The sequence below is a fragment of the Streptomyces uncialis genome (assembly GCF_001905345.1).
GTDB classification, from domain to species: Bacteria; Actinomycetota; Actinomycetes; order Streptomycetales; family Streptomycetaceae; genus Streptomyces; species Streptomyces uncialis.
Window position 1 is genome coordinate 1749743 of sequence record NZ_LFBV01000001.1, and the last position, 15479, is coordinate 1765221.

The following is a 15479-nucleotide window of genomic DNA, read 5'->3' on the forward strand; positions in this document are numbered from 1 at the left end:
CTCGTCTGGCCGCCGGATCTGTCCCGACGGCGGCTTCCCTGCGTCACCACCCAGCGTAGACACCCCGGCCCGATCGGGCCTCGGTGCTCCGCCGACTCCTGGCCTGCGGCAGGATGGATGCCACCTGGTACGTACGCAGTCACAAGCCGTACGTACTGAAGACAACCGCTGGAGACGCCCGGTGAGTTCCCCAGATCCACAGGTTCGCGCAGCGCGAAACCGCACAACCGGCTCCCCGCACCGCGGACCCGTCGTCGCCGTGACCGGCGCGGCGTCCGGTGTGGGGGCGCTGCTGGTCGAGCGGCTCGCCGCGAGCGAGGACATCAGGCGGGTCGTCGCGATCGACGAGCGGCGCGGCGAGTGCGCGGACGCGCAGTGGCACGTCCTCGACGTCCGTGACCCCGCGATCGCGGAGAAGCTGCGGGGTGTCGACGTCGTCGTGCACCTCGCGCTCGACCTCGACCTGGAGAGCGACGCGGCGGCCCGTACCGCCTTCAACGTACGCGGCACCCAGACCGTGCTCACGGCCGCCGCGGCGGCCGGGGTGCGGCGGGTCGTGCTGTGCACCTCCGCGATGGTCTACGGGGCCCTCGCGGACAACGAGCTCCCGCTCGCCGAGGACGCGGAGCTGCGGGCCACCGCGGAGGCCACGGGGGTCGGTGACCTGCTGGAGATCGAACGGCTCGCCCGCCGGGCACCCCGCGCGCACCCCGGGCTCAACGTCACGGTGGTGCGGCCCGCGATCCTCGTCGGCGGCACGGACACCGCCCTGACCCGCTACTTCGAGTCGCCCCGGCTGCTGGTGGTCGCCGGGTCGCGGCCCGCGTGGCAGTTCTGCCACGTCGAGGACCTGTGCGGGGCGCTGGAGTACGCCGTCCTGGAGAAGGTCGAGGGCGAGCTGGCGGTCGGCTGCGAGGGGTGGCTGGAGCAGGAACAGGTCGAGGAGCTCAGCGGAATCCGGCGGATGGAGCTGCCGTCGGCGGTCGCGCTGGGCGCGGCGGCGCGGCTGCACCGGATCGGGCTCACGCCGTCCCCCGCGGGGGATCTCGCGTACACGATGTACCCCTGGGTGGTGAGCGGGAGCAGGCTGCACGACGCGGGGTGGCGGCCCCGGTGGAGCAACGAGGAGGTCCTCGCGGAGCTGCTCGACGAGGTCGCGGGGCGCCATACGCTGGCGGGGCGGCGGCTGGGACGCAAGGACGCGACGGCCGCGGGGGCGGCGGGGGCCACGGTCGCGCTCCTCGGTACGGCGGCCCTCGTCCGCCGAGCCCGAAAAGCCCGCCGCCGAATCTGACCCCCCCGGTCCGCCTCCCCTCGCGCCCGAGGTCTGTCCGGCGGGGCGCACGTGTCCCTGTGCGGGTCGTTCGTGGGTGCGCAGTTCCCCGCGCCCCTGAGGTGCTGCCCTGTTGCGGTCGCTCTTCGGGTGCGGGTCGGCCCTCGTCTTCGCGCAGTTCCCCGCGGGTCGCCTTCGCTTGCGCTCCCGAGGTCTGTCCGGGTGGGCGTGCGTGTCCCTGTGGGGGTCGGACGTGGGTGCGCAGTTCCCCGCGCCCCTGAGGTGCTGCCCTGTTGCGGTCGCTCTTCGGGTGCGGGTCGGCCCTCGTCTTCGCGCAGTTCCCCGCGGGTCGCCTTCGCTTGCGCTCCCGAGGTCTGTCCGGCGGGGCGTGCGTGTCCCTGTGCCGGGTCGTTCGTGGGTGCGCAGTTCCCCGCGCCCCTGAGGTGCTGCCCTGTTGCGGTCGCTCTTCGGGTGCGGGTCGGCCCTCGTCTTCGCGCAGTTCCCCGCGCCCCTGAAGGGGCGCCCACCTGGGGTTGCTTTTCACCCTCCTCCTCGTGCAGTCGCATGGCTGCGGGAGGGGGTGGGCGGGACTCTCTGCCCGCAGACTCCGATGCTCTTCAGCAGGGCAAGGGGGACGTCCGACCGAGCGTGTCGGATCGAGGACGGAGAATCCCGACCGGCCCTGACCCGAAGAACAACAGAACGCGCCCCAAAGGGGCGCGGGGAACTGCGCAAACCCACCGAGCGACGGCACAGGAACGAAGCGCGTCCAGCCGGACGAACCCGAAGGCGCCGGCCAAGGCGGGGCCTAGGGGAGAATGGGGCGTATGGGTGACCTGGATGGCGGCGCGCAGCGCCTCGTGGCGGTACGGGCGGACGAACTCTCACTGGACGAGGTGTTCCGCGCGGTGGGCGACCCCGCCTCCGGCGGCACCGCCCTCTTCGTCGGCACCGTACGCGACCACGACAACGGCGCGGGCGTGACGGCCCTCGGCTACACGGCCCACCCCACCGCGGAAGCCGAGCTCCGCCGCGTCACGGAGAAGATCATCGCGAACCACCCGGTACGCGCCCTCGCCGCCGTGCACCGCGTAGGCGACCTCCGCGTAGGCGACATCGCCGTGATCGTCGCGGTCTCCTGCCCCCACCGCGCGGAAGCGTTCGCGGCGTGCCGGGCCCTGATCGACGACCTCAAGCGCGAGGTCCCCATCTGGAAGCGGCAGAGCTTCACGGACGGCACGGAGGAGTGGGTCGGCGCCTGCTGAGCCCCGTCCGGCCCCCGGAACGGCTCCGCTTGCGTAACCGGCCCCCTGCCGTGAGCGTTGTCCGTACAGATGGTTAATCTGCTGATCAGTCAGTCGCGCTCGTACACCGGGTTTGGGAGGTCGGCATGGCAGCTCTCGCCTGGTTGCTGATTCCGCTCTTCGCCGCGCTCGGCGCGGGTCTGTGGGGCAGTTGGGCCACGAGGAACCGCAGGACCGGCGACGGCCCCGAGCTCGCGGGCTACGCGCGGTTCCGCGCGGCGATGGAGAAGTCCCGCTCCGACGTGCTCTGACCGGCGCGCGCGCCCCCGGCCCGTACGGACCACCCGGCGGTGCGAACACTGGTGTGTCCCGTACTGTCGTTCCATGCCACGCCGCACCGCGACGATGCTCGCTTCGACCTTGTTGCTGATCGCGCTGCTGTGCGCGGGAGTGTTCATCAAGACCCCGTACTCGGAGATGTCCCCGGGGCCGACGGTGAACACGCTGGGTGAGCACGACGGCGAGCCGGTGCTCCAGATCTCCGGCCGGAAGACGTATCCGACCACCGGGCATCTCAACATGACGACGGTCCGGGTCACCAGCGCGGACTTCCGGATGAACCTCGTCGAGGCCGTGTACGGCTGGCTGGCCCACGACAACATTGTGGTCCCGCACGAGACCCTCTACCCGGACGGCAAGACCGAGCAGCAGTCCAACCAGGAGAACGCCGAGGAGTTCAGCCAGTCCCAGGAGAGCGCCAAGGTCGCCGCCCTGGAGCAGCTGGACGTGCCGGTCAAGTCCTGGGTGATCGTCTCCACCGTGGTCAAGGGCAGCCCGGCGCAAGGGCGGCTGCACGCCGGGGACGTCATCAAGAGCGTCGACGGCGAGCCCGTCAAGCAGCCCTCCGATGTCGCGGACCTGGTCACCAAGCACAAGCCGGGCGAGAAGGTCGTCTTCACCGTCGTCCCGGCGAAGGACGCCGCCGAGGCCGAGAAGACCGGCAAGGAGGCCACCCGGACCGAGGACGTGACGGTCACGACCGCCGAGTCCGAGGACGGTGAGCGCGCGATCGTCGGCATCCAGGCCGGGACCGACCACACCTTCCCGTTCACGATCGACATCAAGCTCGCGGATGTCGGCGGACCGAGCGCCGGACTGATGTTCGCTCTCGGCATCGTGGACAAACTCACACCCGAGAACATCACCGGCGGCAAGTTCGTCGCCGGTACCGGCACGATCGACGACGAGGGCAAGGTCGGGCCCATCGGCGGGATCGAGATGAAGACCGTCGGCGCGCGGGAGAAGGGCGCCGAATACTTCCTGACCCCGAAGGACAACTGCGCGTCCGCCGCCGAGGACGTCCCCGACGGGCTGACCCTGGTCAGGGTCGACACCATGGACGACGCGATGAGCTCCATGAAGAGCATCCGGGAGGGCCGTACCGACCGGCTCCCCGTCTGCGCCAAGAAGTGACATCCGCCCCCGGTGGGCGGCCCGCGGGCCGCCCACCGGGGACACGGGACGCGCTTACTCCGCGAACGTCGCCGTCAGCGCGTCGGCCAGCCCCGGCACCAGGTCCGCGCCGGTCAGGACGTCCGTGGCGCTGTCCTTCTCCCGCAGCCGCAGCGCCGACTCACGGCGCCCGCCGCGCAGCACCGCGACGGTCATCCGGACCTCCTGGCGGTCCGGGTGCTCGGCGACCCACTTGGCGAGCCGGGCCCCGTCCAGGTCCTTCGGGACGGCCGCCTCGGCGGACGGCGGCAGCATCAGCCGCTCCACGGCCAGCGCGCAGCCCACGACCGCGTCCGGCCAGGCGATCGTGGCGAGGAACTCGTCCAGCGGGGTGCCCGCCGGGACCTCGTCCTGCTCGATCGGGGTGAGGGCGCCGGCGCCCGGTCCCTCGGTGTCGTCGGCCAGGCCCAGACGCCGGGCGAGGGTGGGCTCCTGGGAGCGCAGTTGATCGGTGTCGACCAGAGCGAAGAGCCGGGCGGGCTGGTCCCAGCCGAGCCCGGAGACGTACTCGTCGATCTCCAGCACGGCCCGCGTCAGCGGACCGGCGGCCATCGGGGTGCCTGAAGTGGCGGTGTTGGACATGGTCACAATCCTGCCTCGTTCACCCCCGGAAACGGGAACCGAGTAAAGCATCAGTAAGTTGCATAGGTGTGGCCTTGCGTTCGCGAGGCCCGAGGGCAGAACTACAGCGACTTCGAGGTGCGCACCTTGGCTTTCCAGATGCCGGACCGCGGCGGAGGCCCGACCGGGCCACGGATCAGAGTGGGCCGACCGTCCCGGCGGGTCCGCACCCTGCTCATGACACTGGGCATCCTGGCCGTCCTGGCCATGGTGTTCGTCATGTTCGCGGGGTTCTGGACGGACTGGCTCTGGTACCGGTCGGTCGACTACTCATCGGTGTTCACCACCACCCTGTGGACCAAGATCGGGCTGTTCCTGGTCTTCGGACTGCTCATGGCGGTCTCCGTAGGGGTGAACATCTGGCTGGCGCACCGGCTGCGCCCGCCGCTCAGCGCCATGTCGATGGAGCAGCAGAACCTCGACCGGTACCGCATGGGCGTGGCCCCCTACAAGAAGTGGATCCTTCTCGGGATCACCGCGATCGTCGGCCTGATCGCCGGGGCGTCCGCCTCGGGCCAGTGGCGCACCTGGCTGATGTGGGTGAACGGCGTCGCGTTCGGCCAGAAGGACCCCCAGTTCAACCTGGACGTGTCCTTCTACGCCTTCGACCTGCCGTGGTACCGCTTCCTGCTGGGCTTCGGCTTCGCCGCGACGGTGCTCGGCCTGATCGCCGCCGCGCTCACCCACTATCTGTACGGCGGCCTGCGGGTCACCAGCCCCGGCGCGCGGGCGACCGCGGCGGCCACCGGGCATCTGTCGGTGCTCCTCGGGCTCTTCGTCTCGCTGAAGGCCGTGGCCTACTGGCTCGACCGGTACGGCCTGGCGGTGAAGTCCAGCGACTTCAAGGCCACCGACAGCTGGACGGGCCTGCGCTACGTCGACGCGAACGCGTACCTGCCCGCGAAGACGATCCTGTTCTGCATCGCGGTCATCTGCGCGGTCCTGTTCTTCGCGACGCTCTGGCGCCGCACCTGGCAGCTCCCCGTCATCGGCTTCGGCCTGATGGTCCTGTCGGCGGTGCTGATCGGCGGGCTGTACCCGGCGATCGTGCAGAAGTTCCAGGTCCAGCCGAACGAGCAGGCCAAGGAAGCCCCGTACGTCGAGAAGAACCTCAAGGCCACCCGTGAGGCGTACGGGATCGGGGACACCGAGGTCACGGAGTACCCGGGCAAGAGCAGCACGGACGACAAGAAGCAGCTGCGCGACGACGCCGACAAGGCCGCCAGCATGCGCATGATCGACCCGAACGTCGTCTCGCCCACGTTCCAGCAGCTCCAGCAGATGAAGAACTACTACGCGTTCCCGCAGAACCTGGACGTCGACCGCTACAAGGGCACCGACGGCAAGGAGCAGGACACGGTCATCGGCCTGCGTGAGCTGGATCTGAACGGCATCCCCAAGAACAACTGGATCAACGACCACTTCCGCTACACCCACGGGTACGGCGCGGTCGCGGCCAAGGGGACCGACGCCGACAACCAGGGCCGTCCGGTCTTCACCGAGTCGGACCTGCCCTCCAAGGGCTCCCTCGGTGACTACGAGCAGCGGATCTACTACGGCGAGAAGACCTCGCAGTACTCGATCGTCGGCGGCCCGCAGAAGGAGATCGACTACTCCGACGACAGCGGCGAGAAGACCACCAGCTACAAGGGCAAGAGCGGGGTCAACCTCTCCAACCCGCTGAACCGCGCCGCGTACGCGGTCGCCTTCGGTGAGCCGCAGATCCTGTACTCGGGCGCGATCGGGGACGGCTCCCGCATCCTGTACAACCGGGTGCCCAAGGAGCGCGTCGAGGCGGTCGCCCCCTGGCTGACCATCGACGGCGACGCCTACCCGGCGGTCGTCGGCGACAAGATCCAGTGGATCGTCGACGCGTACACCACCACCAACGGCTACCCGTACGCCTCGCGCACCACGCTCGGGGACACGACCGCCGACTCCCTGACCGCGGCCAACAGCCAGCGGGCGGTGGTGGCCCAGCAGAACCAGGTCAACTACATCCGCAACTCGGTCAAGGCCACGGTCGACGCGTACACGGGTGAGGTCAAGCTCTACCAGTGGGACACCAAGGACCCGGTCCTCAAGACCTGGATGAAGGCGTTCCCGGACACCGTGCAGCCCAAGGGGGAGATCTCCCAGCCCCTGATGGACCACCTGCGCTACCCGCAGGACCTCTTCAAGGTCCAGCGCGAGCTGCTGACCCGCTACCACGTGAAGGACGCCGAGACGTTCCTCAGCGGCAGCGAGGTGTGGCAGGTGCCGGACGACCCGACGAACAAGTCGGGCAGCGCCGTCCCGCCGTACTACCTCAGCATGCGGATGCCGGACCAGTCGGACCAGGCGTTCTCCCTGACCACGACGTTCACCCCGAACGGCCGTGACAACCTCAGCGCCTTCATGGCGGTCAACGCCGAAGCCGGCACAGGCGACTACGGCAAGATCGACATCCTGAAGATGCCGTCGTCGGAGACCGTCGACGGCCCCAAGCAGGTGCAGAGCAAGTTCAACTCGGACACGGACATCGCCGAGAAGATCAGGCTGCTGCGTGGTGGTGACTCGGAAGTCGAGTACGGCAACCTCCTGACCGTCCCGCTGGACGGCGGTCTCCTCTACGCGGAGCCCGTCTACGTGCGCGGTGGCGGGCTGAGGTATCCGCTGCTGCGCCGGGTGCTGGTCACCTACGACGGCCGTACGGCCTTCGAGCCGACGCTGGAGAAGGCGCTCAACGTCATCTTCGGCACCGCGAAGGAGACCCCGGTCGAGCCGGAGGAGCCGGAGAAGCCCGACGAGGGCACGACCCCGCCGCCGAGCGACAACCCGACGGTCCAGGAGGCGCTCCAGGAGGCCCAGAAGGCCTTCGACGAGGGTCAGACGGCCATGAAGGACGGCGACTGGAAGGCGTACGGCGAGGCCCAGCAGAAGCTCCAGGACGCGCTGAAGCGCGCCGAGGACGCCGAGAAGCAGGGCACCGGCGGTCCGTCCGGCAAGCCCTCCGAGAAGCCCTCCGACAAGTCGGGTGACAAGCCCGCCGAGCCGGAGAAGTCGGGAGAGCCCTCAGGTGACGCCGAGCAGGCGGGCCTGAGAACGGGCAGCGGCTGAGCCCGTCCCGGGGGCGCCGCGCCGGCGCCCCCGGGACCCGCCCCTCCTGTGACGGCTGAGCCTCAGGGGAGGGACGGGACCCCCTCCGCACCGTGGTACTGTTACAACACAACGACGCGGGGTGGAGCAGCTCGGTAGCTCGCTGGGCTCATAACCCAGAGGTCGCAGGTTCAAATCCTGTCCCCGCTACTGAAGGCGAAGGCCCGGAAGCCAAGCTTCCGGGCCTTCGCCATGTGCGCGTGCGTGCCGATGCGACGAGCCGATGCGATCAACGGCTGAACGCCAAGGGCGCGTCATACGTGGAGAGTACGGGCAAGCGCGTTTGACTTGTCTCTGTGTGGGCATGTCGACAAAACGCTGTAGTGACCTTACTGACTGCGGTGTGCCAGGTGGGCCCAGGTTGCGGGTGGTGCGACGATGGACGTTATGGGGGACAAGGCAACTCTGTGGGAGACAGGGCGATTTGCGCAGCCCGTCGACCGGGACGAGACCGGTGCGGCGGCCGAGGAGGAACGCCACCGGATCGCCGCCGACGCCGGTGATGCCGAGGCGATGAGCGTGCTCGGCGCGCTGCTCCTGCGCCGCGGCGACCTCGACGCTGCCGAACCCCGGCTGCGCGCCGCCACCGCCGCCGGTGACCGCGCCGCCGCCAACAACCTGGGCGTCCTGCTCCACCAGCGCGGCTACGGGGACGAGGCCGCCGGATGGTGGCGGATCGCCGCCGTCGCCGGGTCCGCCGCCGCCGCCCACGCCCTGGGCCGCCACCACCGGGAGCGCGGCGACGAGCCCGCCGCCGAGTACTGGCTGCGCCAGTCCGCCGAGCAGGGCCACGCGCTCGGCGCCTATGCCCTCGCGGACCTGCTGGAGCACCGCGTCGACCCCGGCGCGGCCCAGTGGATGCGGGCCGCCGCCGAACGGGGCCACCGCGAGGCGGCCTACCGGCTCGCCCGCACCCTCGACAAGAACGCCCTCCTCGACGAGCTGGGCGACCCCCTCGGCGACGACGCCGACGCCCTCCCGGGCCCCGGCACCCGCAGGCCGGCCCCCGCCGCCCCGCCGGACACCCGCGGCTCCGCCCGCACGGGCGCACGCCGGACCGGCGGCCAGGGCGGCACCACGCCCCCGCCCGCCGACGACGCCGCCGACGAGGCCGAGCTGTGGTACCGGCAGGCCGCCGCGCGCGGCCACCGGCGGGCCGCGCTGCATCTCGGCGCGATCCTGGAGAAGCGCGGCGACCTCAAGGAGGCCGGCCGCTGGTACCTCACCTCCGCCAAGGACGGCGAGGCACGGGCCGCCTGCGCCCTCGGCTTCCTGCTGCGGGACGCCGACGACATCGAGAGCGCCGCCGTGTGGTGGCTGCGGGCCGCCCAGGACGGCGACGGCAACGCCGCCAACGCGCTGGGCGCCCTGCACGCCGAGCGCGGCGAGCCGCAGACCGCCGAACGCTGGTACCGGGCCGCGATGGACGCGGGCGACGTCAACGGCTCCTACAACCTCGGACTGCTCTGCGCCCAGCAGGACCGCACCCCGCAGGCCGAGCAGTGGTACCGCCGCGCCGCCTACGCCGGGCACCGCGAGGCCGCCAACGCGCTCGCCGTGCTGCTGCTCCAGGGCGGGGACGCGGCGGGCGCCGAACCCTGGTTCTCCAAGGCCGCCGAGGCGGGCAGTGTCGACGCCGCGTTCAACCTCGGCATCCTCTGCCAGGGCCGGGGCGACGACGAGGGCGCGCTGCGCTGGTACGGACGGGCCGCCGCCGCCGGGCACACGGAGGCCGCGCTCCAGGTCGGCATCGCCGAACTGCGCGACGGCGACGAGCGGACCGCCGAGCGGTATCTGCGGTGCGCGGCCGGCGGCGGCAGCGCGGAGGCCGCGTACCGGCTGGCCGCCGTGCTCGACGCGCGGCGCCCCCGGACCAACGCGCACGAGCTGGGGGAGCCCGCGACCGAGCGCACCGAGTGCGAGGAGTGGTACGAGCGGGCCGCGCAGCTGGGGCACCGGCGGGCCCAGGTGCGGGTCGGGATGTTCGCGTCCGCGCGCGGGGACGTCGTCGAGGCCGCCGGGTGGTACCGCAAGGCCGCGGAGGCGGGGAGCCGCAACGGAGCCTTCAACCTCGGGCTGCTGCTCGCCCGGGAGGGCAGTGAGCCGGAGGCGGCGCTGTGGTGGAGCCGTGCCGCCCGCGCGGGGCACGGGCGGGCCGCGTTGCGCCTCGCGCTGCTGCACGCGCGGCGGGGGGAGCTGTCGGAGGGGCAGCGGTGGGCCGATCTCGCGGTGTCGCTGGGGCCCGAGGAGGTCGCGGGGCGCGCGGCGCGGTTGCGGGACGCGCTGCGGGAGGAGTTGTCGGCCTGACCCGCCGTCCGACCCCTGCTTGACCCGGTGTCCGGCGCCCCTGGGTTTCCTGTGCGGGTCGCCTTCGCTCGCGCCGCTGGGTTTCCTGTGCTGGGCGCACTTGTCCCTGTGCGGGTCGCTCGTGGGGTGCGCAGTTCCCCGCGCCCCTGGATGCTGCCCCTTCGGGCTTGTTCGTCGGGTGCGGGTCTGCCCTCGTCTTTTGCACCGTTCCCCGCACCCCTGGACATCGGCCACTCAGCGGTGTTGTTCGGGGGCGGGGGTAACTCCCCTCCGTGGCGGGCCACTTACCGGGGGGCGGTGGGGAGCGGGGGATTTCGGGGGAAAAAACCTTGGTGCAGGACAACTCTGGGTTGTCCAGGGCGGGTTAGTCTGGCGGCTTGAAAACAGCCCGTTTGGGTGGCACAGGGACGGAGAATGTGGTGGCGGAGGAAATCGACACGAGCAGGCCCAGCATCGCGCGTGTCTACGACGCGGTTCTCGGGGGCAAGGACAATTACGAGGTCGACCGCGTGGTCGCCGACGAGGTGAAGCGCACCGTTCCGCACATCGGTGACGTCGGCTGGTTCAACCGCGCCCTGCTCGGCCGCGCGGTCCGCTATCTCGCCGCGGACGTCGGTATCAAGCAGTTCATCGACCTCGGGGCCGGCCTGCCGACCCTGGAGAACACGCACCACGTCGCCCAGCGGGTCAACCCCGAGGCCCGGGTCGTGTATGTCGACAACGACCCCATCGTGCTGGCCCACGGCCGGGCCCTGCTGGAGGAGAACGAGAACACGGGCGTCTCCAGCGCCGATCTGCGCGACCCGAAGGCCGTTCTCGCGGAGCCCGCGATCAAGCGCCTGATCAACTTCGACGAGCCGGTCGGCGTGCTGCTCATCGGCATCCTCCACCACCTGCACGACGACGAGGACCCCAAGGGCATCGTCGACGCGTACATGGACGCCGTCCCCGCGGGCAGCCACCTCGTGATCACCGCGTTCTGCGACACGGGGGCCGAGGCCCAGGCCGTCCAGGAGACCATGCTGGACCTGCTCGGCACCGGCCGCTTCCGCACCACGGAGGAGCTCACCGCGTACTTCGACGGGTACGAGCTGCTGGAGCCGGGTGTGGTGTCCCTGCCGCTCTGGCGCCCGGACGAGCCGGTGGAGCCCCCGCTGTCGGTCGCGCAGCGGCTGATGGCGGGCGGGCTGGCCCGCAAGAACTGACGGTCGCCGTCCCTGTCCCCGCCCCGGGGGAGCCGGTCCGCCACGGCGCCCTCGGGGCCGGGGACCCCGGCCGGTCGGGGATTTGCTCCCACCCCGATGGTCACGTAAGGTTGTGTTCAACGACGCGGGGTGGAGCAGCTCGGTAGCTCGCTGGGCTCATAACCCAGAGGTCGCAGGTTCAAATCCTGTCCCCGCTACTCGAAGACGAAGACCCGGAAGCCTGGCTTCCGGGTCTTCGTCGTATACGGAACGTCATCTTCGTGTACGGGGAAACGAAGGTACGCGGAAACGAGGGCAGAAACGAGGAGGGCCCGCGCCGGTCGGCGCGGGCCCTCCTCGTATGTTCCGGGTCAGGCGGTGACGCAGTTCGGACAGATGCCCTTGAAGGTCATCTCCACATCCGAGACGGTGAAGCCGAAGCGCTCCGAGTCGGGGAGGTCCGCCAGCGGATTGCCCAGGGGGTGCACATCGCGGATCGCGCCGCAGGACGCGCACACCAGATGGTGATGCGGGTGGTGCGCGTTCGGGTCGTAGCGCTTGGCGCGTTTGTCGGTGGCGACTTCCAGGACCTCGCCCAGGGTGACCAGCTCGCCGAGGGTGTTGTACACGGTGGCGCGGGAGATCTCGGGGAGCCTCACCACGGCCCGCGCGTGCACCTCGTCGGCCGTCAGATGGACGTGTTCGCCGTCGAGGACCTCGGCCACCACACGGCGCTGTGCGGTCATCCGCCAGCCGCGTTCGCGCAGTCGTCCCAACAGGTCACTCATGGGCACCAGCCTAACAGCAGGGGGACCTTGATCCCGAACGGGTGTGACTTTGGAAGTTTGCTTGACTTAGACATTGTCCATTGTAGGATCGGCTACGGCATTGGCCAAGGGACAGGACTTGCAGAAAATGACGCAGGAGGCGCACGTGACGTCACAGGGACCGCTCACCACGGAGGCCGGAGCTCCGGTCGCCGACAACCAGAACAGCGAGACCGCGGGCGTCGGCGGTCCCGTACTGCTCCAGGACCAGTCGCTGCTGGAGAAGCTCGCGCACTTCAACCGCGAGCGTATCCCGGAGCGCGTCGTCCACGCGCGTGGGGCGGGCGCCTACGGCACCTTCACGCTGACCCGCGACGTGTCGCAGTGGACGCGGGCCCGGTTCCTCTCCGAGGTCGGCAAGCAGACCGAGACGTTCCTGCGCTTCTCCACGGTGGCCGGGAACCTCGGCGCGGCCGACGCGGTGCGGGACCCGCGCGGCTTCGCGCTGAAGTTCTACACCGAGGACGGCAACTACGACCTCGTCGGGAACAACACCCCGGTGTTCTTCATCAAGGACGCCATCAAGTTCCCCGACTTCATCCACACCCAGAAGCGCGACCCGTACTCGGGCTCGCAGGAGGCGGACAACGTCTGGGACTTCTGGGGGCTCAGCCCCGAGTCGACCCACCAGGTGACGTGGCTCTTCGGCGACCGCGGCATCCCCGCCTCGTACCGCCACATGAACGGCTACGGCTCGCACACCTACCAGTGGACGAACGAGGCCGGCGAGGTCTTCTGGGTCAAGTACCACTTCAAGACCGACCAGGGCATCAAGACCCTCACCCAGGCCGAGGCCAACCTCCTCGCCGGTGAGGACCCGGACAGCCACCAGCGGGATCTGCGCGAGTCCATCGAGCGCGGCGAGTTCCCGTCCTGGACGGTCCAGGCGCAGATCATGCCCGCGGCCGACGCGACGGGCTACCGCTTCAACCCGTTCGACCTCACCAAGGTGTGGCCGCACGCGGACTACCCGCCGATCGACATCGGCAAGCTGGAGCTGAACCGCAACCCGGAGAACGTCTTCGCCGAGGTCGAGCAGTCCATCTTCAGCCCCGCCCACTTCGTGCCGGGTATCGGTCCCTCCCCGGACAAGATGCTCCAGGGCCGTCTCTTCGCGTACGGCGACGCCCACCGCTACCGCGTCGGCATCAACGCCGACCATCTGCCGGTGAACCGTCCGCACGCCACCGAGGCGCGTACCAACAGCCGGGACGGCTTCCTGTACGACGGCCGCCACAAGGGCGCGAAGAACTACGAGCCCAACAGCTTCGGCGGCCCGTTCCAGACGGACAAGCCGCTGTGGTCGGCCACCTCGGTCGCCGGGGTCACCGGCAACCACGAGGCGCCGAACCACGCCGAGGACAACGACTTCGTCCAGGCCGGTGACCTCTACCGGCTGATGTCCGAGGATGAGAAGTCGCGGTTGATCGAGAACCTCTCGGGGTTCATCGCCAAGGTGTCGAGCGACGGCATCGCCGAGCGTGCGATCAACAACTTCCGCCAGGCGGACGGCGACTTCGGCAAGCGTCTGGAGGCCGCGGTCCAGGCCCTGCGCGGCTGACGGCGACCCGCGGGCGGTGCGCCGGGTGACCGGCCGTCGCCCGCGCGGTGTGCCACGGCCCGGTCACGGCCCGGCGGCCGGGCGGAGATCATCCGCCCGGCCGCCGCCGTCATGCCCGGCGACCCCGTCGGTACGGGTACGGGTGTCCCGACGGATACGGGTACACGTGTCGCCCGGCGGGGGTCAGCCCGCGAGCGTGGCCGTCCGCCGTTCCACCGGCGCCCAGCAGCGCAGGATGTCGCGGACCGAGACGACACCGATCGGTTCGCTGTCGCCGAGCACGATCAGATGGCGGAAGCCGCCCTGCGTCATGGCCCGCGCTGCGTCCTTGAGGGTCCACGCCGGAGTGGCGAAGACCACGTCGGTCGTGGTGTGGGTGCCGGCCGTCTCCCGGTCGGGGTTCTGCCCGAGGCCGAGGGAGACGAGGATGTCGCGCTCGGTCAGGATGCCGAGTCCGCTGGTGTCGGGGTCGAGGACGACGGCCGCGCCGACACGGCGGGCCGACATCAGGGACGCGGCCTGGCGAAGCGTGTGGGCCGGGCCGATGGTGAGGACCACCGTGCTCATGGCGTCGCGGACGAGCATGATCGAAAGCCACCTCCTGCTTCGTGAGGACCCCCCTTGCGAATCGATTCACAAGTTCACAAGTGGGGGGATTCTCAGAGTGGCAGCCCTCCGGCGGGTCAACAAGGGGTCGAACGGGCGGGACAGAAGCCGATTTCCCCCACCCCGGGTGACGGCCCGGCACCAGGGGTGACGGAAGGTGACCGGATCACCGGACCGGACGGTCGGCTCCGGAACACCCCGGCCGGCCCCGCCCGGTCCCGCGTACCCGGCTCAGTACTTCTGGTTCAGATAGCCCAGCAGCTCGTCGTGGAGATGGCCGTTCGACGCGGCGGCGTTCCCGCTGTGCGGTCCCGGGCGGCCGTCGAGGCCGGTGAAGACCCCGCCGGCCTCCGTCACGATGACCGCGGTCGCCGCCATGTCCCACAGCGACAGCTCCGGCTCGGCGCAGATGTCCACCGAGCCCTCGGCCACCATCATGTACGGCCAGAAGTCCCCGTATCCCCGGGTGCGCCACACCGCGCGGGTCAGATCGAGGAAGCCGTCGAGGCGTCCGCGCTCCTCCCAGCCGGTCAGCGACGAGTACGCGAACGAGGCGTCGGCGATCCGGGACACCTGGGAGACCCGCATCCGCGAGGCCGAGGTCAGGCTGCGGCCGGTGAACGCGCCGTGCCCCTTCGCGGCCCACCAGCGGCGGCCCAGCGCCGGGGCCGACACCAGGCCCACCACCGGCTGGTAGCCGCCCTCGGCCGCCTCCGTCAGCGAGATCAGCGTGGCCCACACCGGGACCCCGCGCACATAGTTCTTGGTGCCGTCGATCGGGTCGATCACCCAGCGGCGCGGCCCGGTCCCCTCGACGCCGTACTCCTCGCCCAGCACCGCGTCCCGGGGCCGTGCCCGCTGCAACTGACCCCGGATCAGCTCCTCGGCGGCCTTGTCCGCCTCGCTCACCGGGGTCAGGTCCGGCTTGGTCTCCACCTTGAGGTCGAGGGCCTTGAACCGGTCCATGGTCGCGGCGTCCGCGGCGTCGGCGAGCACATGGGCCAGCCGCAGGTCATCGTGATAGTCGGGCATGGCCGAACAGTATCCACCGGGCCCGGAATCCGGCCACACCCCCCGGAACCGAGGCGGACCGGCCGCGGCCCCCGCCGGGCCGGATCAGCGGTCCGGAAAGGTCCGGACAATACCCTTGACAGCCCCCTGAGGTGCGTCAACTCTGACAACGAGGTCCGGTTTCGGTGACGGGGG

12 protein-coding genes and 2 tRNA genes are annotated in these 15479 nt (G+C 70.7%); 10 read left to right on the plus strand and 4 right to left on the minus strand.

Annotated features, from left to right (window positions below):
- Window positions 1-181 precede the first annotated feature (181 nt).
- The 4 genes from AB852_RS07500 (at window position 182) to AB852_RS07510 (ending at window position 3990) form a co-directional block, all read left to right on the plus strand.
- Window positions 182-1294, plus strand: coding sequence for an SDR family oxidoreductase (locus AB852_RS07500; protein ID WP_073784738.1), 1113 nt, complete (start codon window positions 182-184; stop codon window positions 1292-1294).
- 797 nt (window positions 1295-2091) lie between these two features.
- A complete protein-coding gene (locus AB852_RS07505; protein ID WP_073784740.1) occupies window positions 2092-2538 on the plus strand; it encodes a molybdenum cofactor biosynthesis protein MoaE in 447 nt (148 codons plus the stop codon).
- A 125-nt stretch (window positions 2539-2663) separates the two neighbouring features.
- Complete coding sequence (locus AB852_RS39575; protein ID WP_178390946.1) at window positions 2664-2828, plus strand: hypothetical protein; 165 nt, start codon at window positions 2664-2666, stop codon at window positions 2826-2828.
- 73 nt (window positions 2829-2901) lie between these two features.
- Entirely contained in the window at window positions 2902-3990 is a 1089-nt protein-coding gene (locus tag AB852_RS07510) for a YlbL family protein (protein ID WP_073784742.1), read from the plus strand.
- A gap of 54 nt (window positions 3991-4044) precedes the next feature.
- Here AB852_RS07510 and AB852_RS07515 read toward each other — a convergent pair whose 3' ends face one another.
- The gene (locus tag AB852_RS07515; protein ID WP_073784744.1) at window positions 4045-4611 is read right to left on the minus strand and encodes a PPA1309 family protein; all 567 of its coding nucleotides are present in this window, start codon (window positions 4609-4611) and stop codon (window positions 4045-4047) included.
- A gap of 138 nt (window positions 4612-4749) precedes the next feature.
- Between AB852_RS07515 and AB852_RS07520 the strand changes: the two genes are divergently transcribed.
- The 5 genes from AB852_RS07520 (at window position 4750) to AB852_RS07540 (ending at window position 11497) form a co-directional block, all read left to right on the plus strand.
- On the plus strand, window positions 4750-7749 hold the full coding sequence (locus AB852_RS07520) for a UPF0182 family membrane protein (protein ID WP_079184347.1): 3000 nt from the start codon (window positions 4750-4752) through the stop codon (window positions 7747-7749).
- A 115-nt stretch (window positions 7750-7864) separates the two neighbouring features.
- A tRNA-Met gene (locus AB852_RS07525) sits at window positions 7865-7938 on the plus strand.
- 228 nt (window positions 7939-8166) lie between these two features.
- A complete protein-coding gene (locus AB852_RS07530; RefSeq protein ID WP_073784748.1) occupies window positions 8167-10095 on the plus strand; it encodes a tetratricopeptide repeat protein in 1929 nt (642 codons plus the stop codon).
- A gap of 419 nt (window positions 10096-10514) precedes the next feature.
- Entirely contained in the window at window positions 10515-11300 is a 786-nt protein-coding gene (locus AB852_RS07535) for an SAM-dependent methyltransferase (RefSeq protein ID WP_245876632.1), read from the plus strand.
- 123 nt (window positions 11301-11423) lie between these two features.
- A tRNA-Met gene (locus AB852_RS07540) sits at window positions 11424-11497 on the plus strand.
- Window positions 11498-11650: 153 nt separating this feature from the next.
- On the opposite strand, the gene AB852_RS07545 is transcribed toward AB852_RS07540, so the two are convergent.
- Entirely contained in the window at window positions 11651-12067 is a 417-nt protein-coding gene (locus AB852_RS07545; protein WP_073784752.1) for a Fur family transcriptional regulator, read from the minus strand.
- Between the two features lie 127 nt (window positions 12068-12194).
- Between AB852_RS07545 and AB852_RS07550 the strand changes: the two genes are divergently transcribed.
- Window positions 12195-13667 carry a catalase gene (locus AB852_RS07550; protein ID WP_073784754.1) on the plus strand — a complete coding sequence of 491 codons (1473 nt, stop codon included), beginning with the start codon at window positions 12195-12197 and terminating at the stop codon, window positions 13665-13667.
- A 183-nt stretch (window positions 13668-13850) separates the two neighbouring features.
- Here AB852_RS07550 and AB852_RS07555 read toward each other — a convergent pair whose 3' ends face one another.
- Together AB852_RS07555 and hisN are read right to left on the minus strand one after the other, a co-directional pair.
- On the minus strand, window positions 13851-14252 hold the full coding sequence (locus tag AB852_RS07555; protein WP_073784756.1) for a CBS domain-containing protein: 402 nt from the start codon (window positions 14250-14252) through the stop codon (window positions 13851-13853).
- A gap of 252 nt (window positions 14253-14504) precedes the next feature.
- Complete coding sequence (hisN, locus tag AB852_RS07560) at window positions 14505-15305, minus strand: histidinol-phosphatase (RefSeq protein WP_073784758.1); 801 nt, start codon at window positions 15303-15305, stop codon at window positions 14505-14507.
- Window positions 15306-15479: the final 174 nt, after the last annotated feature.